We start from the raw sequence: 22192 nt of genomic DNA on the forward strand, positions 1-22192 counted from the left end.
GTTACGCTCAAGTGCGTACGACCTTGATCGGAGTCAGCGGAGCCAGTGGAGTCGAGGAGGCCGGGGATGACGGCGGCGCCGGGGCGCAGGAGCAGTACCTTCACACGGCTGCTGCGGCACGGGTTCACCGATCCCTCCGCCGCCGAACGGCTGCTGGACGGGCCGGAACTGGCTCCGGTGCGCAGTGATCCCATCCTGCTGGAGGCGCTGGGCGCGGTCGCCGACCCGGATCTGGCGCTGCGCGGTCTGGTCGGGCTGCTGGAGGCACAGGCCGACCACACGGCCCGGCGCGGCCTGCTCGACACGCTGATAGCGGCCAAGCCCCTGCGGGACCGGCTGCTGGGGGTGCTGGGAGCCTCCGCCGCACTCGCCGAGCATCTGGCCCGGCACCCGGGGGACTGGGAGGCGCTGCTCACCTATGAGCCGCGGGACCTGCACCCCGGGGTGGAGGAGTTCGAGCGGGGCCTCGCACCGGCGGACGACCCGGTGTCGCTGCGCGTCGCCTATCGGCGCTGCCTGCTGTCGATCGCCGCCCGGGACGTCTGCGGGACGACCGACGTCGCCGAGACCGCCGCCGAGCTCGCCGACCTCGCCACCGCCACCCTGCGCGCGGCGCTGCGGATCGCGACGGCGGCCGCCCCGCAGGACGCCGCGCTGTGCCGGCTCGCCGTCATCGCCATGGGCAAGTGCGGCGGCCACGAGCTGAACTACGTCTCCGACGTCGACGTCATCTTCGTGGGGGAGGCCGCCGAAGGCGCCGACGAGGGCAAGGCCCTGCGGGCCGCCACCAAGCTGGCCTCGCACATGATGCGGATCTGCTCCGAGACCACCGTGGAGGGCTCGATCTGGCCGGTCGACGCCAATCTGCGGCCCGAGGGGCGCAACGGGCCGCTGGTGCGCACGCTCAGCAGCCATCTCGCCTACTACCAGCGGTGGGCCAAGACCTGGGAGTTCCAGGCGCTGCTCAAGGCCCGGCCGGTGGCGGGCGACCTGGCCCTGGGCACCGAGTACGTCGCCGCCGTCGAGCCGCTGGTGTGGAAGGCCGCCGAGCGGGAGAACTTCGTCGTCGACGTGCAGAAGATGCGGCGGCGGGTCGTCGAGAACATCCCGGCCGCCGAGGTCGAGCGCGAGCTGAAGCTCGGGCCCGGCGGGCTGCGGGACGTCGAGTTCGCCGTACAACTGCTCCAGCTCGTGCACGGGCGCTCCGACGCCTCGCTGCGCAGCGGCACCACCCTGGACGCCCTCCAGGCGCTGGCCGCGGGCGGGTACGTGGGGCGGGCCGACGCCGTGCAGCTCGACGACGCCTACCGGTTCCTGCGGTCCATGGAGCACCGGATCCAGCTGTACCGGCTCCGGCGGACCCATCTCGTCCCCGAGGACGAGGACGACCAGCGCCGCCTCGGGCGCTCGCTCGGCCTGCGGACCGATCCGGTGGTGGAGCTGAACCGGGAGTGGAAGCGGCACGCGGCCGTGGTCCGGCGCCTCCACGAGAAGATCTTCTACCGGCCGCTGCTCGACGCCGTCGCCCAACTCTCCCCCACCCTCGAATTGGCTCGGGCGGGGGGACCCCCATCCGGAGAGGCCCGGTTGAGCCTGGAGGCGGCGCGTGAGCGGCTGATCGCCCTCGGGTACGCCGACCCGGCCGCCGCACTGCGGCACCTGGAGGCGCTCGCCTCGGGCGTCACCCGCAAGGCCGCCATCCAGCGCACCCTGCTGCCCGTGCTGCTCGCCTGGTTCGCCGACTCCGCCGATCCGGACGCCGGACTGCTCAACTTCCGCAAGGTGTCGGACGCCTTGGGCAAGACCCCTTGGTATCTGCGGCTGTTGCGGGACGAGGGGGCAGCCGCCGAGAACCTCGCCCGGGTGCTGTCGGCCGGCCGCCTCGCCCCCGATCTGCTGCTGCGGGCCCCCGAGGCGGTCGCCCTGCTCGGTGACGGCGACGGGGACGGCGGCGGGCTCCAGCCGCGCGGGCGGGCCCAGTTGGAGCAGGAGACCCTGGCCACGGTGGGGCGCGCGGGGAACGCCGAGCAGGCGGTCACAGCGGCCCGCGGAGTGCGCCGGCGCGAGCTGTTCCGTACGGCGGCCGGGGACATCGTCAGTTCCTACGGCACCGAGACCCGGCCCGCCGAGCCCGACCAGGGGGCGCTGGTGGACCGGGTCGGCGCGGCCGTCTCCGATCTGACGGCGGCCACACTCGCGGGGACGCTGCGGGCCGTGGTCCGCGAGGGCTGGGGGGACACCCTGCCCACCCGGTTCGCGGTGATCGGCATGGGACGCTTCGGCGGGCACGAACTGGGCTACGGCTCCGACGCCGACGTGCTGTTCGTGCACGAGCCCAGGGAGGGCACCGACGAGAGGGAGGCCTCCGAGGCCGCGAACCGGGTGGTCGCCGAGATGCGCCGGCTGCTCCAGGTCCCGAGCGCCGACCCCCCGCTGCTGATCGACGCCGATCTGCGGCCCGAGGGGAAGTCCGGGCCGCTGGTGCGGACGCTGAAGTCGTACGAGGCCTACTACCGGCGCTGGTCGCTGGTGTGGGAGTCGCAGGCGCTGCTGCGCGCCGAACCCGTCGCGGGCGACGAGGAGCTGGGGCGGCGGTTCATCGAGCTGATCGATCCGTTGCGGTATCCGGCGCAGGGGCTCGGGGAGGACGCCGTACGGGAGATCCGGCGGCTGAAGGCCCGGATGGAGTCGGAGCGGCTGCCGCGCGGCGCCGACCCCAAGCTGCACACCAAGCTCGGGCCGGGCGGGCTGTCCGACGTGGAGTGGACCGTGCAGCTGCTCCAGATGCGCCACGGATGGGCGCAGCCGGGGCTGCGGACCACGCGGACCCGGGAGGCGCTCGCGGCCGCGCGGGCGGCCGGGCTGATCACGGCGGAGGACGCGGAGACCCTCGACGAGGCGTGGGTGCTGGCCACCCGGGTGCGCAACGCCGTGATGCTGGTCCGGGGCCGGGCCGGGGACACCTTCCCCTCGGAGAGCCGTGAACTCACCGCCGTGGGGCGCTATTTGGGGTACGGCCCGGGTCGGGTGGGCGAGCTGCTCGACGGTTACCGCCGCACCGCCCGGCGGGCCCGGGCGGTGGTGGATCAGCTGTTCTACGGGGGGTGACGGCGGGCGTCATCCGAGGGCTGACGTGGGCGGGCGTCATCCGAGGGGGCGTGACGTGGGCGGGCGTCACCCGAGGGCGTGACGCGGGCGGGCGTCATCCGTGGTCGTGCGTGGGCGGGCGTGACCCGTGGCCGTGCGTGGGCGGGCGTCATCCGAGGCCGTGCGTGGGCGGGCGTCATCCGAGGGCGTGACGCGGGCGGGCGTGACCCGTGGCCGTGCGTGGGCGGGCGTCACCCGTGGCCGTGGCGGCCGGTGGGGTGGTGAGCGGGGCGGCGGACGGGACGGCTGGTGGGGCGGCGGACGGGTCGGCGTCCCGCCCGGCAACAGTCCCGTCGTCACGCCCGGGAACACGCCGGGCAGGAGTCCCGTCCGCGCTCGGGAACACGCCCGTCGGCACGCCCGTCCGCGCGCTCGGGAACACGCCCGTCGGCACTCCCGTGGCCACGCCCGTCGGCAGCCCCGCCGGCAGCCCCGTCGCCACGCCCCTCGGCCGCCCTGGGCGCGGTGCCGCGTCCGCGGGTCAGCGCCACGCCCACCAGGACGACCGTCATCCCGGCGAGGGTGCGGGCGCCCAGGTGCTCGTCCAGGACCAGCGCGCCGAGCGCCACGGAGACCACCGGCAGCAGATAGCCGACCGTCGCCGCCGCCGTCGCGCCCTCGTCCGCTATCAGACGGTAGTTGAGGTAGAAGGTCAGCCCCGTGCCCAGGACGCCCAGGGCGGTCACCGCCAGCAGGCCGACCGGGTCCGGGCGGAGCGGGCCGGCCGCCGGGAGGGCGAGCGTGGTCCACGCCGTGGCGGTCAGGAGCTGGGCCGCCGACATGGCCAGCGGGGCCTCCCGTACGGCGAGATGGCGGGCCATGTAGGCGAAGGCCACGGCGTAGCTGGCGGCCGCCGCCAACAGGGCCAGGGCGGGCCCGCCGAACAGGCCCTCCTGCTGCCACGGGGCGAAGATCAGAACCGTACCGGCGAAACCGAGGACCAGGCCGGCCAGGCGGAGCGGGTGGGCGCCCCGGTCGGTGCCCAGGGTCAGGCCGACGAGGAGGGACCACAGCGGGGTCGTGGCGTTGAGGACCCCCGCGAGCCCCGAGTCCACCCGCTGCTCTCCCAGGGCGAACAGGGCGAAGGGGAGCGCGTTGCAGAACAGGGCGGCCACGACGAGGTGGAGCCAGGTGGTGCGCCCGCGCGGGAGGCGCTGGCCCGATCGGCGGGCCAGGAGGAGGAGTACGGCCGTGCCCAGGGCGCAGCGCGCGATCGTGATCTGGACCGGGGTCAGTCCGTGGGTGAGGGCCAGTTTGATCCAGAGGAAGCCGGAGCCCCAGAACAGGGCCAGGGCCGCCATACGGAGAGTGGAAGCGAGGGGCATGCCACCACCGTGGCCCCCTTCTTCTGTGAGGACAAGTGAAAGGTTCTGGATGATTCGTTAAGCTGGACTGCATGCTTGATGTGCGACGGATGCAGATGCTGCGGGCGGTCGTGGGCAGCGGGTCCGTGACGGCGGCGGCCGGGGTGCTGGGATACACGCCGTCCGCGGTGAGCCAGCAGATCGCCGCGCTGGAGAAGGAGGCCGGGACCGCACTGCTGGAGCGGGTGGGGCGCGGGGTGCGGCCCACGGCCGCGGCGCTGTTGCTCACCGAGTACGCCGAGGCCATCGGGCGGCAGGTCGCCGAGGCGGAGGCGGCGCTCGCCGATCTGGCGGCGGGGCGGATCGGGCGGCTGTCCGTGCGGTACTTCGCGACCGCCGGGGCGGGGCTCGTGGCACCGGCCATGGCCCGGCTGCGGGAGCGGCACCCGGGCGTCCGGGTCGATCTGCGGCTGACCACCGACACCGGGGACGCCCTGGCGGACGTCCGGGAGGGGCGGGCCGATCTTGCCCTGGTGGTGCGCGGCGCGGACGAACCGGCGGAGCAGGGGGTGCGGCGTGCGCCCCTGCTCGACGACCCCTACCTCGCGGTGCTCCCGCGCGGACACCGGCTGGCCGGGCGGCGCGCGCTGCGGCTGGCGGAGCTGGCCGAGGAGGCGTTCGTCGGCAGTGAGTGGCCCGGCCCCTGCCTCGACGCCCAGCTCGACGCCTGCGCGGCGGTGGGTTTCCGGCCACGGTTCGTGGTGGAGAGCGAGGACTACGGGACCGCGCAGGGGTTCGTCGCGGCCGGGCTGGGGGTGGCCCTCGTGCCCCGTCTGGGGCTGGGGAGCCGGCATCCGGGGGTGGTGGTGAAGGAGGTACGGGATCCCGTACCGGTCCGCACGATCCACACGGCGGTGCGCGCGTCCGCCCCGCCGCAGGCGGCTCTGGAGGCGTTCGTCGAGGCACTGCGGGAGGCGGCCCCGCCACCCGCCTGAGCCGCGCCCCTGCCTCTGTTCCTTTTAGCGGACGTAGCGGACGAGGAGGGCGCGGGCGTGCTCCAGCAGGGCCTCCAGGCCCACCTCGAACGCCTGGTCGGCGCGGCCCTCGGGGACCGCCGCCAGCGCCTCGGCCAGGCGGGGGGTCGGGGCGGTCTCCGTCAGTTCCCGCATCGCCTCGGGGGCCGCCTGGTCCAGGGCCGAGCCGAGGACCAGGTTCTCCAGCGCCATGATCAGCGGCATCACGGCCGCCGGCGCGAAGCCCGCGTCCAGCAGCACGGTCACCGCCCGCTCGTACGTCACCAGCGTCCTCGCCTCCCTCCTCGCCTTCCACAACGCCATCAACCGCTACGTCCTCGCGCTCGCCGAGGAGGGTGTGCTGCCGAAGACGCTGGGCCTACGGATGCCCCCGGCCCTGGCCCCCGACCCTGCCCCCGGCCCCGCCCCGGTCCCGGCCCGGCCCTGGCCCCGCCCCGGGCTGGGCGTTCCGGCGGGAGGCCGGCCGTGGAGGGCGTATCGCCGTGGGCCTGCGGGCCGATCTCACGGCCTTCGGTCTGGACCCGGTCGCGGCTCCGGCGGACGAACTCGCGGAGGCACCGGTATGTCTCACGGTCACCGGAGGGGGTGACCGAGGGTGACCGGTGGCACTGCCGACGCCCCCGACGGCCAGCGCAGCCGTCCCTGAGGGGCACCGCGGCCGTCCCCGAGAGGCGCCGCGGCCGCCCCGCGGGCTACGCCTTCGTCGGCAGGAGGGCTCCGCCCCGGCCCCGGGGCGGGACGTGGCGGGGCAGGGAGTAGGGGAGGGCGCCGTACCAGAGGGCCGCGACCGTGAAGCCGAAGGCGAGGCAGATGATGCCGCCCACCGCGTCCAGCCAGAAGTGGTTGGCGGTGGCGACGATGACGATCAGCGTCGCCGCCGGGTAGAGCAGGCCCAGGATCCGCACCCAGGGCAGTTTCGCCAGCGCGAAGATCGTCAGCCCGCACCACAGGGACCAGCCGATGTGCATGGACGGCATCGCGGCGTACTGGTTCGACATGTTCTTCAGGTCGCCGGAGGCCATCGAACCCCAGGTGCGGTGGACCATGACGGTGTCGACGAAGTGGCCGCCGGTCATCAGCCGCGGCGGCGCCAGCGGATAGAAGTAGTAGCCGACCAGGGCGACCGCGGTGGTGGCGAAGAGGACCAGCCGGGTCGCGGCGTAGCGGCCCGGGTGGCTGCGGTAGAGCCAGACCAGGACGGTCAGCGTGATGATGAAGTGCAGCGTCGCGTAGTAGTAGTTCATGCCCACGATCAGCCACGTCACCGAGTTCACGGTGTGGTTGACCGAATGCTCGAAGGCGAGCCCCAGGTGGTGCTCCATGCGCCAGATCCAGTCCGCGTTGCCCAGCGCCTCGGACCGCTGCTCGGGCACCGCGTTGCGGATCAGCGAGTACGTCCAGTAACTCACCGCGATGAGCAGGATCTCGAACCAGAGGCGGGGCCGGCGGGGGGAGCGGAGCCGGCCGAGACGGCGCTCGCCGGCCCCGGCCGCGACGGCCTGTGGAACGGCCTGTTCACGGCCTTCCAACGGCGTCACGGTCGAGTCACCCATGGACACAAAGTCTGCCAGAAAAGCCCTCTTCGCCCGATCATCCTCCGGTCGGGTTGCCCCCGCATGTTCTACGGCGCACACCCACCATCGTCTCCTACCGGCGCAGCGGAGAAAACCCCCTTTTCCTCCACCCTGAGGACGACCTCCCGAGGACGATCCGACGAGCTAAGGGCGGTTCCGGTCCCCGGGGGCCGAAGCGGTCGAACCCCGCACCACCAGTTCCGGCATGAACACGAATTCGCTGTGCGGCGCGGGCGTCCCGCCGATCTCCTCCAGCAGCGTGCGCACCGCGGCCTGGCCCATCGCGGGGACCGGCTTGCGGATGGTGGTGAGCGGCGGGTCGGTGAAGGCGATCAGCGGGGAGTCGTCGAAGCCGACCACCGAGATGTCCTGGGGGACCGCGAGGCCCCGCTGCCGGGCCGCCCTTATCGCACCGAGCGCCATCATGTCGCTGGCGCAGACGATCGCCGTACAGCCCCGGTCGATCAGGGCCGTGGTCGCGGCCTGCCCGCCCTCCAGGGTGTAGAGGGAGTGCTGCACCAGCTCCGTCTCGATCTGCTCGGCGCCCAGCCCCAGCTGGTCCTGCATGGTGCGGACGAAGCCCTCGATCTTGCGCTGCACGGGCACGAACCGCTTCGGACCCAGGGCGAGCCCGATCCGGGTGTGGCCCAACGACGCGAGGTGGGTGACCGCGAGGGTCATCGCCGCCCGGTCGTCGGGGGAGATGAACGGCGCCTGCACCTTGGGGGAGAAACCGTCGACCAGGACGAAGGGGACGCCCTGCGCGCGCAGCTGCTCGTAGCGCTGCATGTCGGCCGTGGTGTCCGCGTGCAGCCCCGAGACATAGATGATGCCGGCGACCCCGCGGTCCACCAGCATCTCGGTCAGCTCGTCCTCCGTGGAGCCGCCCGGGGTCTGGGTGGCGAGCACGGGGGTGTAGCCCTGGCGGGTCAGCGCCTGCCCGATGACCTGGGCCAGGGCCGGGAATATCGGGTTCTCCAGCTCCGGCGTGATGAGGCCGACGAGGCCCGCGCTGCGCTGGCGCAGCCGGACCGGGCGTTCGTAGCCGAGGACGTCCAGTGCGGCGAGCACGGACTGGCGGGTGGTGGCGGCGACGCCAGGCTTGCCGTTGAGGACGCGGCTGACGGTCGCTTCGCTCACCCCCGCCTGCGCGGCGATGTCGGCAAGCCGTGTGGTCACAGACGTGGACTGTACCGGCCAGGTGTCGCCTTGCACACCAATCGGACGCCGCGGCCGACCCGCTGGCCTGCCTCGTCCCGGCTGCTGCGTCATCGCGCTCCCTCGTGATCCTTCATGACAGTGGATGGCAAGAGCTTGCAGAGTCTTGCACAGGCCGTCCCACCTGCTCGACGGGCGTAAACAAGCGTCTCATGACGGTCGCCGTCCGGTCACGCCCGAGTAACTTCCGAGCCGTCTTGCAAATTTTTGCAGCAAGTACTTTCGCCACGCTTACAACGCTGTTACGTTCGGCCACGCCCGGCGGCGTCCCCCACTCTCGAACGAACGCGAGCGGGAGGGGCCCCATCGACGCGGTCGGCCAGTCGGCAGGGACGGTGGACGGGACCGCCCCCTGTAGCTACACGGGCTTTCACCCTCAAGGAGAACTCATGCGGCGTGGCATAGCGGCCACCGCGCTGATGGCGTCCCTCGCCCTCGCGGCGACGGCCTGCGGCGGAGACGACAGCGGCAGCGACAACTCGGGCGGGCCGGTCACCCTCACCTGGTGGGACACCTCCAACGCCACCAATGAGGCGCCGACGTACCAGGCCTTGGTCAAGGAGTTCGAGGCCGCCAACAAGAACATCAAGGTCAAGTACGTCAACGTGCCCTTCGACCAGGCGCAGAACAAGTTCGACACCGCCGCCGGTGCCTCCGGCGCCCCGGACGTCCTGCGCTCCGAGGTCGGCTGGACGCCCGCCTTCGCCAAGAAGGGCTACTTCCTGCCGCTGGACGGTACCGAGGCCCTCTCCGACCAGGCCAAGTTCAAGTCCAACCTGATCGAGCAGGCGAAGTACGACGGCAAGACCTACGGCGTGCCGTTCGTCACCGACACCCTCGCGCTCGTCTACAACAAGGCGCTGTTCGCGAAGGCCGGCATCACCGAGGCCCCCAAGACCTGGGACGACCTCAAGAAGGCCGCCGCCACCGTCAAGACCAAGACCGGCGTCGACGGCTACTGGGGCTCCACCCAGGCCTACTACGCCCAGACCTTCCTCTACGGCGAGGGCACCGACACCGTCGACGTCGCCGCCAAGAAGATCACGGTCGACTCCGACGCCGCGAAGAAGGCGTACGGCACCTGGCTGAGCCTGTTCGACGGCACGGGCCTCCACAAGGCCGACACCACCGCCGACGCCTACGCCCACATCCAGGACGCGTTCGTCAACGGCAAGGTCGCCGCGATCATCCAGGGCCCCTGGGAGATCACCAACTTCTACAAGGGCACCGCCTTCAAGGACAAGGCCAACCTGGGCATCGCCACCGTCCCGGCCGGCTCCACCGGCAAGGCGGGCGCCCCGACCGGCGGCCACAACCTCTCGGTCTACGCCGGCTCGGACAAGGCCCACCAGGCCGCCGCGCTGAAGTTCGTCGACTTCATGACCTCGGCGAAGTCCCAGTCGACCATCGCGCTGAAGAACTCCACCCTGCCGACGCGCGACGACGCCTACACCGCCGAGGTCAAGGCCGACCCGGGCATCGCCGGGTACGGCACGGTCCTCGCCGCCGCCCAGCCGCGCCCCGCGCTGCCGGAGTACAGCTCCCTGTGGGGGCCGCTCGACACCGAACTGCCCAAGATCGCGGGCGGCAAGGAGACCCTCGACAAGGGCCTGAGCGCCGCCGAGACCGCCATCGCCAAGCTGGTGCCGGACTTCGGCAAGTGAGCCCCGCGTGGCCGCCGGATCCCCCGCAGCACGGGGGAGGGATCCGGCGGCCACCGGCCTGTGAGCCGTACACCCCCTCGAAGATCCAGCGTGCAGACCCAGAAGGTGCCGAACCATGACAGTCGTCATCGACCGCGCGACCGGCAGACGCCGCGGTGACCGTGAGCCAGGACCCGGCCTGGGCGGGCGCCTGAAGCGGGGCTACCACAAGCACTGGTACGCCTACGCCATGATCGCCCCGGTGGCGGTCGTCCTCGGCGTCCTCGTGCTCTACCCCCTGGTGTACGGCCTCTACCTGACCCTCACCGACGCCAACAGCCTCAACACCGCGCGCACGATCGGCGTCAACCACATCGACGCCACGTACACGTTCGTCGGCCTCGACAACTACGCCGACATCCTCTGGGGCCCGACCGCGTACGACCGCTTCTGGTCGCACTTCGTCTGGACGATCGTGTGGACGGCCCTCTGCGTCGCCCTGCACTACACCCTCGGCCTCGGCCTCGCCCTGCTGCTCAACCAGAAGCTGCGCGGCCGCACCCTGTACCGGCTGGTCCTGGTGCTGCCCTGGGCGGTGCCCACCTTCGTCACGGTCTTCGGCTGGCGCTTCATGCTCGCCGACGGCGGCATCATCAACTCCGCCCTCGACGCCCTGCACCTGCCGTCGCCGTCCTGGCTGGAGGACACCTTCTGGCAGCGGTTCGCCGCGATCATGGTCAACACCTGGTGCGGTGTGCCGTTCATGATGGTCTCCCTGCTCGGCGGCCTCCAGTCGATCGACGCCTCCCTCTACGAGGCGGCCGAGATGGACGGCGCGAGCGCCTGGCAGCGGTTCCGGTACGTCACCGTCCCCGGCCTGCGGACCGTCAGCTCCACCGTCGTGCTGCTCGGCATCATCTGGACCTTCAACCAGTTCGCCGTGATCTTCCTGCTGTTCGGCAACACCGCCCCCGACGCGCAGATCCTCGTCACCTGGGCCTACTACCTCGGCTTCGGACAGCAGCCGCGCGACTTCGCCCAGTCCGCCGCCTACGGCATCCTGCTGCTGGCGATCCTGATCGTCTTCACCTCCTTCTACCGCCGCTGGCTGGGCCGCAACGAGCAGCAGCTCGCGATCTGAGGCAGGAGTTCCCGATGAGTACCACGACCGCTCCCACCCCCGCCTCGGCCCCGGTGAGCAAGGAGAACCCCGTGAAGGCACCGAAGGCATCGCGCCGGGTCCGCCGCCGCGGCGAGACGGGCCTCGCCGGTTCCCTCGCCTCCCACGCCGTCCTGACCGTCGCGAGCCTGATCGCGCTGTTCCCGATCCTCTGGCTGGTGTACCTGTCCCTCGGCCCGGACAAGGACGACTACCTGCACCCGGGCGGCATCTGGGACAAGATGACGTTCGCCAACTACACGTTCGTGCTCGAACACACCCAGTTCTTCGACTGGCTGAAGAGCTCGCTGATCGTCACCCTCGGCACCACGGCCATCGGCGTGCTCATCGCCGCCACCACCGGCTACGCCGTCTCCCGGATGCGCTTCCCCGGCTACAAGAAGTTCATGTGGGTGCTGCTGGTGACCCAGATGTTCCCGGTCGCCGTCCTGATGGTGCCGATGTACCAGATCCTCTCGGACCTGAAGCTCATCGACAGCTACGTCGGCCTGATCCTCGTCTACTGCACGACGGTCATCCCGTACAGCGCGTGGCTGCTCAAGGGGTACTTCGACACCATCCCCTTCGAGATCGACGAGGCGGGACGCGTGGACGGGCTCACCCCGTTCGGCACCTTCTTCCGGCTGGTCCTGCCGCTCGCCAAGCCCGGCCTCGCCGTGGCCGCGTTCTACAACTTCCTCACCGCCTTCAGCGAGGTCGCCTTCGCCTCGACGTTCATGCTCAGCGACACCAAGTACACGCTGGCCGTCGGCCTGCAGTCCTTCGTCAGCGAGCACGACGCCCAGCGCAACCTCATGGCGGCCACCGCGGTGCTGATCGCCCTGCCCGCCGCCGCGTTCTTCTACCTCGTGCAGAAGAACCTGGTCACGGGCCTCACGGCCGGTGGCACCAAGGGCTGACCCATGAACCCGGGGCGGCCGCGGTGTCATCCGACCCCGCCGGCACCGCGGCCGCCCCGTCTCCCACCGACTCCTCCACCCCGACCCGATGAATCCGTTACGTACCAAGGACGCCATGAGCCAGCAGCACTCCGCAGCCCCGGCCCCCACCCCCGCCTCCGCAGCGGCCGTCGCCACCGTCGGCGCCCGCCGTGACTGGTGGCGGGACGCGGTGATCTACCAGGTGTACCCGCGCAGCTTCGCCGACAGCAACGGCGACGGCATGGGGGACCTGGAAGGCGTACGCTCCCGCCTGACGTACCTGCGCGACCTCGGCGTGGACGCCGTGTGGCTCAGCCCCTTCTACGCCTCCCCGCAGGCCGACGCCGGCTACGACGTCGCCGACTACCGGGCCGTCGACCCGATGTTCGGCAATCTGCTCGACGCCGACGCCCTGATCCGTGACGCCCGCGCGCTCGGCCTGCGCATCATCGTCGACCTGGTCCCCAACCACTCCTCCGACCAGCACGAGTGGTTCAAGCGGGCGGTCGCGGAGGGGCCGGGTTCCCCCCTCCGGGACCGCTACCACTTCCGCCCCGGCACGGGAGAGAACGGCGAACTGCCGCCCAACGACTGGGAGTCCATCTTCGGCGGCCCGGCGTGGACCCGCGTCGAGGACGGCGAGTGGTACCTGCACCTCTTCGCCCCCGAGCAGCCCGACTTCAACTGGGACCACCCGGCCGTGGGCGACGAGTTCCGCTCGATCCTGCGGTTCTGGCTGGACATGGGCGTGGACGGCTTCCGCATCGACGTCGCCCACGGCCTGGTGAAGGCCGCCGGTCTTCCCGACATCGGCTCCCACGACCAGCTCAAACTGCTGGGCAACGATGTCATGCCGTTCTTCGACCAGGACGGCGTCCACGACATCTACCGTCAGTGGCGGCTCATCCTCGACGAGTACGCCGGTGAGAAAAAGGGGACCGAAGGGCTCGCCGCGGAAGGGCGGTGGCGGGAGTCGGGCGAGCGGATCTTCGTCGCCGAGGCCTGGACCCCCACCGTCGAGCGCACCGCGAACTACGTCCGCCCCGACGAGCTCCATCAGGCCTTCAACTTCCAGTACCTGTCGACGGAATGGGACGCGAAGGAACTCCGCGCCGTCATCGACCGCACCCTGGAGGCGATGCGCCCGGTCGGCGCCCCGGCGACCTGGGTCCTGTCCAACCACGACGTGACCCGGCACGCCACCCGCTTCGCCAACCCGCCCGGCCTCGGCACCCAGATCCGCACGGCCGGCGACCGCGACCTGGGCCTGCGCCGCGCCCGCGCGGCCACCCTCCTCATGCTGGCCCTGCCCGGCTCCGCCTACGTCTACCAGGGCGAGGAACTCGGCCTGCCCGACGTCGTCGACCTCCCCGACGAGGTCCGCCAGGACCCGGCCTACTTCCGCGGCGCCGGCCAGGACGGCTTCCGCGACGGCTGCCGGGTGCCGATCCCGTGGACGCGGGAAGGGGCGTCGTACGGCTTCGGCACGGGCGGCAGCTGGCTGCCCCAGCCCGCGGAGTGGGCGGAGCTCAGCGTCGAGGCCCAGCAGGGCGTGGCCGGCTCCACCCTGGAGCTCTACCGCTCCGCCCTGCACCTGCGCCGCACCCAGCCCGACCTGGGCGCCGGTGACGCGGTGGAGTGGCTGAAGGCCCCGGAGGGCGTCCTCGCCTTCCGGCGCGGCGAGTTCGTGTGCGTCACGAACACCTCCGGCGAGTCGGTCCGCGTCCCGTCGTACGGCCGTGTCCTCCTCACCAGCGGCGAGGTGGCCGAGACGGACGGCGAGCTCAAGCTCCCCGCCGACACGACCGTGTGGTGGACCACGGCCTGACGAACCGTCAAGGACCCCGCCGCTTCCCCGGGAAGCGGCGGGGTCCTCTGTCGTCCCGGGCGTCGATCCATGGGCTCGCGCGCACTTCTTTCACGCCGCCCCCTGCCTTTTCCGGCCCGCGCACCGTTAACCTCGCGCCACCGCAAGGTTTCTGAAAGATTGCAGCAAGAGCCTTCAACGGAGAAGGAACCCCCATGGTCAGCAGCAGAACCCTTTCGGGCGCCGTCGCCCTCGCCGCCGGGGCGGCCCTCCTGGCCCCCGCGTCCGCAGCCCACGCCGCCCCGCCCGGCACCAAGGACGTCACGGCCGTCCTCTTCGAGTGGAACTTCGCCTCTGTCGCCAAGGAGTGCACCGACACCCTCGGCCCGGCCGGCTACGGATACGTCCAGGTCTCCCCGCCCGCCGAGCACATACAGGGAGCGCAGTGGTGGACGTCGTACCAGCCGGTCAGCTACCGGATCGCCGGTCGCCTCGGTGACCGCGCCGCGTTCCGGAACATGGTCACCACGTGCCACGCGGCGGGTGTGAAGGTCGTCGTCGACACGGTCGTCAACCACATGGCCGCGGGCAGCGGCACCGGCACCGGCGGCTCCTCGTACACGAAGTACGACTACCCGGGCCTGTACTCCTCCTACGACTTCGACGACTGCACCTCCCCGGTGACCGACTACCGGGACCGCTGGAACGTCCAGCACTGCGAGCTGGTGCACCTCGCCGACCTGGACACGGGCGAGGAGTACGTGCGCAGGACCCTCGCCGGATACCTGAACGACCTGCTCACCCTCGGCGTCGACGGCTTCCGCATCGACGCGGCCAAGCACATCGACACCGCCGACCTCGCCAACATCAAGTCCCGGCTCACGAAAACCGGCGTGTACTGGAAGCAGGAGGTCATCTACGGCAGCGGCGAGGCTGTCCAGCCCACGGAGTACACGGGGAACGGCGACGTCCAGGAATTCCGCTACGCCTACGACCTCAAGCGGGTCTTCAACAACGAGAACCTCGCTTACCTGAAGAACTACGGCGAGGGCTGGGGCTATCTGAGCAGTTCCGTCGCCGACGTGTTCGTCGACAACCACGACACCGAGCGCAACGGCTCCACCCTCAACTACAAGGACGGCGCGAAGTACACCCTCGCCAACGTCTTCATGCTGGCGTACCCGTACGGCGCCCCGGACATCAACTCCGGCTACGAGTGGTCCGACACGGACGCCGGTCCGCCCAACGGCGGTGCGGTCACAGCCTGTTGGCAGGACGGCTGGAAGTGCCAGCACGCCTGGCCGGAGATCCGCCGCATGGTCGCCTTCCGCAACGCCACCCGCGGTGAGGCCGTCACGAACTGGTGGGACAACGGCGGCGACGCCATCGCCTTCGGCCGGGGCGGCAAGGGGTACGTCGCGATCAACCACGAGAGCGGCTCGCTGACCCGGACCTACCAGACCTCCCTGGCCGCGGGGACGTACTGCGACGTCCAGAACAACACCACCGTGACCGTGAACTCCGGCGGCCGGTTCACCGCCACCCTCGGCGCGGACACCGCCCTGGCGATCTACGCCGGCAAGTCCAGCTGCTGAAGCCCCCTCCCGGGCCCCGCACCCCGCGCACACCGGCTGTCCAGGCCGGCTCCGGTGAAAGTTCTTGCTGCTGGTTGCATGACTCTTGCTGTAAACCTTGCGCCAGCGATACGGTCGCGCGGGGTCGGACCCAAGAGAGCCGCCATCGCTAGGAGTTCACACCGGTGATACACGTCAGACGGGTCGCGGCCGGCGCCGCCGCGGCCCTCGCCGCCGCGCTCGTACAGCCGCTCGCCGCCCACGCGGACAGCCCGCCCCCGCCGCCCTCCGACACGAGGCTCGCCGCCGAGCCCGCCCGGCACGACGACACCCGCGAGCAGTTCTACTTCGTCATGCCGGACCGTTTCGCCAACGGGGACACCACCAACGACCGGGGCGGTCTGACGGGTTCACGCCTGACCACCGGCTACGACCCCACCGACAAGGGCTTCTACCAGGGCGGCGACCTCAAGGGTCTGACCCGGCGCCTCGACTACATCAAGGGCCTCGGCACCACCGCCATCTGGATGGCCCCGATCTTCAAGAACCGCCCCGTGCAGGGCACCGGCAGCAACACCTCGGCCGGCTACCACGGCTACTGGATCACCGACTTCACCCAGGTCGACCCGCACTTCGGCACCAACAAGGACCTCTCGACCCTCATCACCCGGGCGCACGCCAAGGGCATGAAGGTGTTCTTCGACGTCATCACCAACCACACCGCCGACGTCGTCGACTACGAGGAGAAGTCCTACGACTACCTCTCCAAGGGCGCCTTCCCCTATCTGACCAAGGACGGCCGGCCCTTCGACGACGCCGACCACGCGGCCGCCGGGGAGACGTTCCCGGCCGTCGACGCCGACTCCTTCCCGCGCACCCCGAAGGTCACGTCCCGGTCCAAAGTGCCGTCCTGGCTCAACGACCCGACGATGTACCACAACCGCGGCGACTCGACGTACGCCGGCGAGTCCACGACCTACGGCGACTTCGCCGGCCTCGACGACCTGTGGACCGAGCGCCCCGAGGTCGTCAGCGGCATGGAGAGGATCTACCAGCGCTGGGTCGGGGACTTCGACATCGACGGCTTCCGGATCGACACCGTCAAGCATGTGAACATGGAGTTCTGGACCCAGTGGGCGACCGCCCTCGACGCCTACGCGGCGAAGCGGGGCCGCAAGGACTTCTTCATGTTCGGCGAGGTCTACTCTGCCGACCCCTCGATCACCTCACCGTACGTCACCCGAGGCCGCCTCGACGCCACCCTCGACTTCCCCTTCCAGGAGGCGGCCCGCCAGTACGCCTCCCAGGGCGGCAGCGCGCAGAAGCTCGCGGGCGTCTTCGCCGACGACTACCGGTACACGACCGACAAGGCCAACGCGTACGAGCAGGTCACCTTCCTCGGCAACCACGACATGGGCCGCATCGGCGCCTTCCTGAAGCAGGACAACCCGAGGGCCACCGACGCCGAACTGCTCAAGAAGGACCGGCTCGCCACCGAGCTGATGTTCCTCAGCCGCGGCAACCCGGTCGTCTACTACGGCGACGAGCAGGGCTTCACCGGCTCCGGCGGCGACAAGGACGCCCGCCAGACCATGTTCGCCTCCAAGGTCGCCGACTACCTCGACGACGACGAGCTCGGCACCGACCGCACCCACGCGAGCGACGCCTACGACCCGAGCGCCCCGCTGTACCGGCGGATCGCGGCCCTCGCGGGGCTCCGCAAGGCCAACCCGGCGCTGACCGACGGCGTCCAGACCGAGCGGTACGCCGCCGAGGGCGCGGGCGTCTACGCCTTCTCCCGCACCGACGCGAGGACCGGCACCGAGTACGTCGTCGCCTTCAACAACGCGGACACCGCCCGGACGGCGACCTTCGCGACCGGTTCCGCGGCCATGGCCTTCCACGGGATCTACGGCACCAGGAGCACGGCGACCTCCGGCGCCGACAAGAAGATCACGGTGACCGTCCCGGCCGGGTCGGCGATCGTCCTCAAGGCCGCCCGTAAGCTCGACCGGCCCGCGAGCAGGCCGACGATCACTCTCCGTGCCCCCGCCGTCGGCGCCACCGGCACCGTCGAGCTCGGCGCGGACGTCGACGGCGGTCAGCTCAACCGCGTCGTCTTCGCCGCCCGGACCGGCAACGGGAAGTGGCGGACCCTCGGTTCCGCCGACCACGCCCCCTACAAGGTCACCCAGACCATCGGCGAGAACGTCCCGGCCGGAACCGCCCTGCGCTACAAGGCGGTGGTCGTCGACTCGGCCGGCCGGACCGCGTCCGCGACCGCCGGGTCCACCACCGGCACCCCGCCGGCCAGGGAGATCCCCACCGCCTCCTCCCGCGACTACGCGATCGTCCACTACCGGCGCACCGACGGCGACTACACCGACTGGGGCCTGTACGCCTGGGGCGACCTCGCCGCCGGCGAGGCCACGAACTGGCCGGCCGGCCACCCCTTCACCGGCCGTGACGCCTACGGCGCCTTCGCCTACGTCAAGCTGAAGCCCGGCGCCTCGAACATCGGCTTCCTCGTCGTAGACAAGGACGGCACCAAGGACGTCGCCACCGACCGCACGATCGACGTCACCAAGGCCGGCGAGGTCTGGATCGAGCAGGGCAAGGAGGACGTGCGGACGGAGCGACCCGACCACCCCGCCCAGGACACGTCGAAGGCGATCCTGCACTACCACCGCGCCGACGGCGACCACGACGGCTGGGGCCTGCACGTCTGGACGGGCGCCGCGAACCCCACCGAGTGGTCCCACCCGCTGAAGCCGGTGAGGACCGACGCCTACGGGGCCGTCTTCGAGGTGCCGCTCACCGCCGGGGCCACCAGCCTCAGCTACATCCTCCACAAGGGCGACGACAAGGACCTGCCCGCCGACCAGGTGCTCGACCTCACGGCGAACGGCCACGAGGTGTGGCTGCTGGGCGGCCAGGAGAAGTACCTGCTCCCGCAGCCCGCCGGGTCCGCCGCCGCGCTCGACCTGACCACTTCCAAGGCGGTCTGGATCGACCGGGACACGGTCGCCTGGAACGGCTCGGACGCCGCCGCCTCCACCCAGCTCCTCTCCTCCCACGACGGCTCGATCACCGTCGACAAGGGCACGCTGACCAGCGACGACGAGCGCTGGCTGCGGCTGACGAAGACCACGCTCAGCGACGCCCAGAAGGCGAGGTTCCCGCACCTGAAGGACTACACCGCCTGGTCCGTCGACCCGCGCGACCGCGACCGGGTGCGCGAGGCCCTCGACGGTCAGCTCGTCGCCTCCCAGCGGGCAACGAACGGTGCGGTCCTCGCCGCGACCGGCGTCCAGATCGCCGGAGTGCTCGACGCGCTGTACCCCGCCGCGACGAAGGCGAAGCTGGGCCCGACGTTCGCGAAGGGCCGCCCCACCCTGTCCGTCTGGGCGCCGACCGCTCAGCAGGTGTCCCTGGAACTCGACGGCTCCCTCGTGAGGATGAGGCGTGACGCCACCACCGGCGTCTGGTCCGTCACCGGCCCCACGACCTGGAAGGGCAAGGCCTACCGGTACGTCGTGAAGGTCTGGGCGCCCAGCGTCCGCAAGGTCGTCACCAACAAGGTCACCGACCCCTACTCGGTCGCCCTGACGGCGGACTCCGCGCGCAGCCTGGTCGTCGACCTCGACGACGGGACCCTGGCGCCGGGCGGCTGGTCCTCGTACCCGAAGCCCAGGGCGGTGCCGCTCAAGGACGCCGAGATCCAGGAGCTGCACATCCGGGACTTCTCCGTCGCGGACCCGACCGTACCGGCGAAGGACCGGGGCACCTACCTCGCCTTCACCGACAGGAACAGCGACGGCTCCCGGCATCTGCGCGCCCTGGCGACGTCGGGCACGTCGTACGTCCACCTGCTGCCCGCGTTCGACCTCGCCACCGTCCCCGAGAGGAAGGCCGACCAGCAGAGTCCCGGCTGCGACCTGGCCTCCTACCCGGCCGACTCCGAGCGGCAGCAGGAGTGCGTGGCGAAGACCGCCGCGAAGGACGCCTACAACTGGGGCTACGACCCGTACCACTACACGGTCCCCGAGGGCTCGTACGCCACCGAAGCGGACGGCACCGCCCGCACGGTCCAGTTCCGCGAGATGGTCAAGTCCCTGAACGAGGACGGCCTGAGGGTCGTCATGGACGTCGTCTACAACCACACGGCGGCGAGCGGCCAGGCGGACACCTCCGTCCTGGACCGGATCGTCCCCGGCTACTACCAGCGCCTCCTCGCCGACGGATCGGTCGCCGTCAGCACCTGCTGCGCCAACACCGCCACCGAGAACGCCATGATGGGCAAGCTGGTCGTCGACTCGATCGTCACCTGGGCCAGGGAGTACAAGGTCGACGGCTTCCGCTTCGACCTCATGGGCCACCACCCGAAGGCCAACATCCTGGCCGTCCGCAAGGCGCTCGACGCGCTGACCCCCGCCGAGGACGGCGTGGACGGCAAGGGGATCATCCTGTACGGCGAGGGCTGGAACTTCGGCGAGGTCGCCGACGACGCCCGGTTCACGCAGGCCACGCAGAAGAACATGGCCGGCACCGGCATCGCGACCTTCTCCGACCGGGCCCGGGACGCGGTGCGCGGCGGCGGACCCTTCGACTCCGACCCCGGCGTCCAGGGCTTCGCGTCCGGCCTGTACACCGACCCCAACTCCGCCACGGCCAACGGGACGAGGGCCGAGCAGAAGGCCCGCCTCCTGCACTACCAGGACCTGATCAAGGTCGGTCTGTCCGGCAACCTCGCCGCCTACCGGTTCACCGACACCGACGGCAAGGAGGTCACCGGCGCCCAGGTCGACTACAACGGGCAGCCCGCCGGATACGCGGCCGCGCCCGGCGACGCCCTCGCCTACGCCGACGCGCACGACAACGAGTCCCTGTTCGACGCCCTCGCCTACAAGCTGCCGTCGTCGACGAGCCCCGCCGACCGGGCCCGGATGCAGGTCCTCGCGATGGCCACGGCCGTCCTCTCCCAGGGACCGTCGCTCTCGCAGGCCGGCTCCGACCTGCTGCGCTCCAAGTCCCTGGACCGCAACTCCTTCGACAGCGGCGACTGGTTCAACGCGATCCACTGGAACTGCGCCGACGGCAACGGCTTCGGCCGCGGGCTGCCCCCGGCCGCCGACAACGCCTCCAAGTGGCCTTACGCCAAGCCCCTGTTGACGAGCGTCGAGGTGGGCTGCGCGCAGATCACCGGCGCCTCTGCCGCCTACCGGGACCTGCTGAGGATCCGTACGACGCAGAAGGCGTTCTCGCTCGGCACGGCCGCCCGGGTGCAGTCCGCGCTGTCCTTCCCGCTGTCCGGCACGGACGAGACGCCGGGGGTGATCACCATGGAGCTGGGCGATCTGGTCGTCGTCTTCAACGCCACGCCGGACGAGCAGAGGCAGCGGATCGTCTCTCTCGCCGGCCGGGGCTACCGGCTCCACCCGGTGCAGGCGTCGGGCGCGGACTCCACCGTCAAGGCCTCGTCCTACGTGCGGGAATCGGGCACCTTCGCCGTCCCGGGTCGTACGGTCGCGGTCTTCTCCCGGGTCTCCTGATACGGGACCGGCGGCCCCTTCGCCCACGGCCAGGACGACGACATCGCCAGGCCGGCACTGCGGCTAGGGTGACGTGACCGACGCCGTCGTCCTGGACCAGGAGCGCTCATGCCGAACATCACCGTCGACTACTCGGCCGCCGTGACCCACGCCTTCGACCGGGAGGCCTTCGCCCGGGCGCTGCACACCGCGGTGGTCGAGATCGCGGTCGCCAAGCCGGAGGCCTGCAAGACCCTGTTCCGCCGGGCGGACGAGACCGCGTACGGCTACGAGGACCCGCTCGAGCAGCAGCACGCGGTCGTCCACGTCTGTCTTGGTCTGCTCGCCGGCCGCACCGACGACACCAAGGCCCGGCTGACCGAGGCGGTCCTGGAACTGCTGCGGGGGCACATCGCGGACGAGGGCATCACCCTGCACGCCTCGGCCGAGATCCGGGACCTCGACCCGTCGTACCGCAAGTTCGACAGGTGATCCTCAGGAGGCCAGCGCGATGAGCCGGGCCGCCAGGTTCCCGAAGGGACCGTCGGCCGGCTCCGCGGCCAGCACCGGGTGCAGCAGCCTGCGCAATTCCTCGTCGTAGGCCGCGCTGACGGCGGTGAGCGCGGCGAAGTCGTGCACCAACTGCACCTCCAGCTCCTCGCGCGGGATCCGCCGCCCGTCCAGCCAGATCAGCGCGGTCGACTCGGCGAGCGAGATCCAGGAGCGCACCACCAGCTCCAGCCGGACGGGCGGGTCCGTGATGCCCAGGTGGGACAGGATCTGCTCGTAGGCGGCCTGGCGCACGGAGTCGATCAGGGCGTTCGTCGTGGACGAGCCGACGGCCGGGCCGCCGCGCATCAGGGCGGAGAAGCCCGGGCCGTGCTCGTCGACGAAGTCGAAGTAGCGGCGCATGGCCCGCAGCAGCCGGGAGCCGAGCGGGCCCTCGGGGGCCTCGACGAAACGGGCGGCGAGGTCCTCCGAGGCCCGCTTCAACGCCGCCTCGTACAGGCTGAGCTTGCCGGGGAAGTAGTGGTAGACGAGGGGGCGCGAGATACCGGCGGCGGCCGCTATCTCGTCGATGGAGACCTCGTCGGGCGAGCGCTGGGCGAACAGTTCGAGGGCGACGCCGATCAACTGCTGCCGACGCTCCTCGACTCCCATTCTTCGACGAACCCCGGTAGTCATGCGCACACCTTACCGATCGGATCCGGCCTCGAACGGACCGGATCGGCCTCGGGTGGACACCTGTCGGGCACGTCC

The 22192-nt window shown here is 71.3% G+C and carries 13 protein-coding genes and 2 pseudogenes; 10 read left to right on the forward strand and 5 right to left on the reverse strand.

Annotated elements, in window-relative coordinates; all coding sequences use genetic code 11:
• Window positions 1-66 precede the first annotated feature (66 nt).
• Entirely contained in the window at window positions 67-3108 is a 3042-nt protein-coding gene (locus tag AQJ58_RS04675; RefSeq protein WP_067244971.1) for a bifunctional [glutamine synthetase] adenylyltransferase/[glutamine synthetase]-adenylyl-L-tyrosine phosphorylase, read from the forward strand.
• 335 nt (window positions 3109-3443) lie between these two features.
• On the opposite strand, the gene AQJ58_RS04680 is transcribed toward AQJ58_RS04675, so the two are convergent.
• Window positions 3444-4472, reverse strand: coding sequence for a DMT family transporter (locus AQJ58_RS04680; protein ID WP_079078693.1), 1029 nt, complete (start codon window positions 4470-4472; stop codon window positions 3444-3446).
• Window positions 4473-4543: 71 nt separating this feature from the next.
• Between AQJ58_RS04680 and AQJ58_RS04685 the strand changes: the two genes are divergently transcribed.
• Window positions 4544-5446, forward strand: a complete 903-nt coding sequence (locus tag AQJ58_RS04685; RefSeq protein WP_107121956.1) for a LysR family transcriptional regulator — start codon at window positions 4544-4546, stop codon at window positions 5444-5446.
• 24 nt (window positions 5447-5470) lie between these two features.
• On the opposite strand, the pseudogene AQJ58_RS04690 reads toward AQJ58_RS04685, so the two are convergent.
• Window positions 5471-5752: pseudogene (locus AQJ58_RS04690) on the reverse strand (TetR/AcrR family transcriptional regulator C-terminal domain-containing protein); the annotation flags it as partial.
• 188 nt (window positions 5753-5940) lie between these two features.
• Here AQJ58_RS04690 and AQJ58_RS44230 point away from each other — a divergent pair.
• Window positions 5941-6084 (forward strand): annotated as a pseudogene (locus tag AQJ58_RS44230) (amidohydrolase); the annotation flags it as partial.
• Window positions 6085-6177: 93 nt separating this feature from the next.
• On the opposite strand, the gene AQJ58_RS04695 reads toward AQJ58_RS44230, so the two are convergent.
• Together AQJ58_RS04695 and AQJ58_RS04700 are read right to left on the reverse strand one after the other, a co-directional pair.
• Window positions 6178-7038: a phosphatase PAP2 family protein gene (locus AQJ58_RS04695; RefSeq protein ID WP_067245798.1), complete on the reverse strand. Its 861-nt coding sequence runs from the start codon at window positions 7036-7038 to the stop codon at window positions 6178-6180.
• A 165-nt stretch (window positions 7039-7203) separates the two neighbouring features.
• Window positions 7204-8238, reverse strand: a complete 1035-nt coding sequence (locus tag AQJ58_RS04700) for a LacI family DNA-binding transcriptional regulator (protein ID WP_067244975.1) — start codon at window positions 8236-8238, stop codon at window positions 7204-7206.
• Window positions 8239-8666: 428 nt separating this feature from the next.
• Between AQJ58_RS04700 and AQJ58_RS04705 the strand changes: the two genes are divergently transcribed.
• From AQJ58_RS04705 to AQJ58_RS04735, 7 genes are all read left to right on the forward strand, one after another.
• Entirely contained in the window at window positions 8667-9941 is a 1275-nt protein-coding gene (locus AQJ58_RS04705) for an extracellular solute-binding protein (protein ID WP_067244976.1), read from the forward strand.
• A 115-nt stretch (window positions 9942-10056) separates the two neighbouring features.
• The gene (locus AQJ58_RS04710) at window positions 10057-11061 is read left to right on the forward strand and encodes a carbohydrate ABC transporter permease (protein ID WP_067244978.1); all 1005 of its coding nucleotides are present in this window, start codon (window positions 10057-10059) and stop codon (window positions 11059-11061) included.
• Between the two features lie 14 nt (window positions 11062-11075).
• Window positions 11076-11999: a sugar ABC transporter permease gene (locus tag AQJ58_RS04715; RefSeq protein WP_067244980.1), complete on the forward strand. Its 924-nt coding sequence runs from the start codon at window positions 11076-11078 to the stop codon at window positions 11997-11999.
• A gap of 115 nt (window positions 12000-12114) precedes the next feature.
• On the forward strand, window positions 12115-13848 hold the full coding sequence (locus AQJ58_RS04720) for a glycoside hydrolase family 13 protein (RefSeq protein WP_067244981.1): 1734 nt from the start codon (window positions 12115-12117) through the stop codon (window positions 13846-13848).
• Between the two features lie 194 nt (window positions 13849-14042).
• Window positions 14043-15422 carry an alpha-amylase gene (locus tag AQJ58_RS04725; protein ID WP_067244983.1) on the forward strand — a complete coding sequence of 460 codons (1380 nt, stop codon included), beginning with the start codon at window positions 14043-14045 and terminating at the stop codon, window positions 15420-15422.
• Between the two features lie 164 nt (window positions 15423-15586).
• Window positions 15587-20953: a pullulanase-type alpha-1,6-glucosidase gene (gene pulA, locus AQJ58_RS04730; protein ID WP_067244985.1), complete on the forward strand. Its 5367-nt coding sequence runs from the start codon at window positions 15587-15589 to the stop codon at window positions 20951-20953.
• A 108-nt stretch (window positions 20954-21061) separates the two neighbouring features.
• Window positions 21062-21424, forward strand: coding sequence for a 5-carboxymethyl-2-hydroxymuconate Delta-isomerase (locus AQJ58_RS04735; RefSeq protein ID WP_067244987.1), 363 nt, complete (start codon window positions 21062-21064; stop codon window positions 21422-21424).
• Window positions 21425-21427: 3 nt separating this feature from the next.
• Here the strand turns inward: AQJ58_RS04735 and AQJ58_RS04740 are convergent, their stop codons facing one another.
• Window positions 21428-22117, reverse strand: coding sequence for a TetR/AcrR family transcriptional regulator (locus tag AQJ58_RS04740; protein WP_107121957.1), 690 nt, complete (start codon window positions 22115-22117; stop codon window positions 21428-21430).
• Between the last annotated feature and the right edge of the window lie 75 nt (window positions 22118-22192).

Source organism: Streptomyces sp. DSM 15324, from assembly GCF_001514285.1.
Taxonomy (GTDB): Bacteria; Actinomycetota; Actinomycetes; order Streptomycetales; family Streptomycetaceae; genus Streptomyces.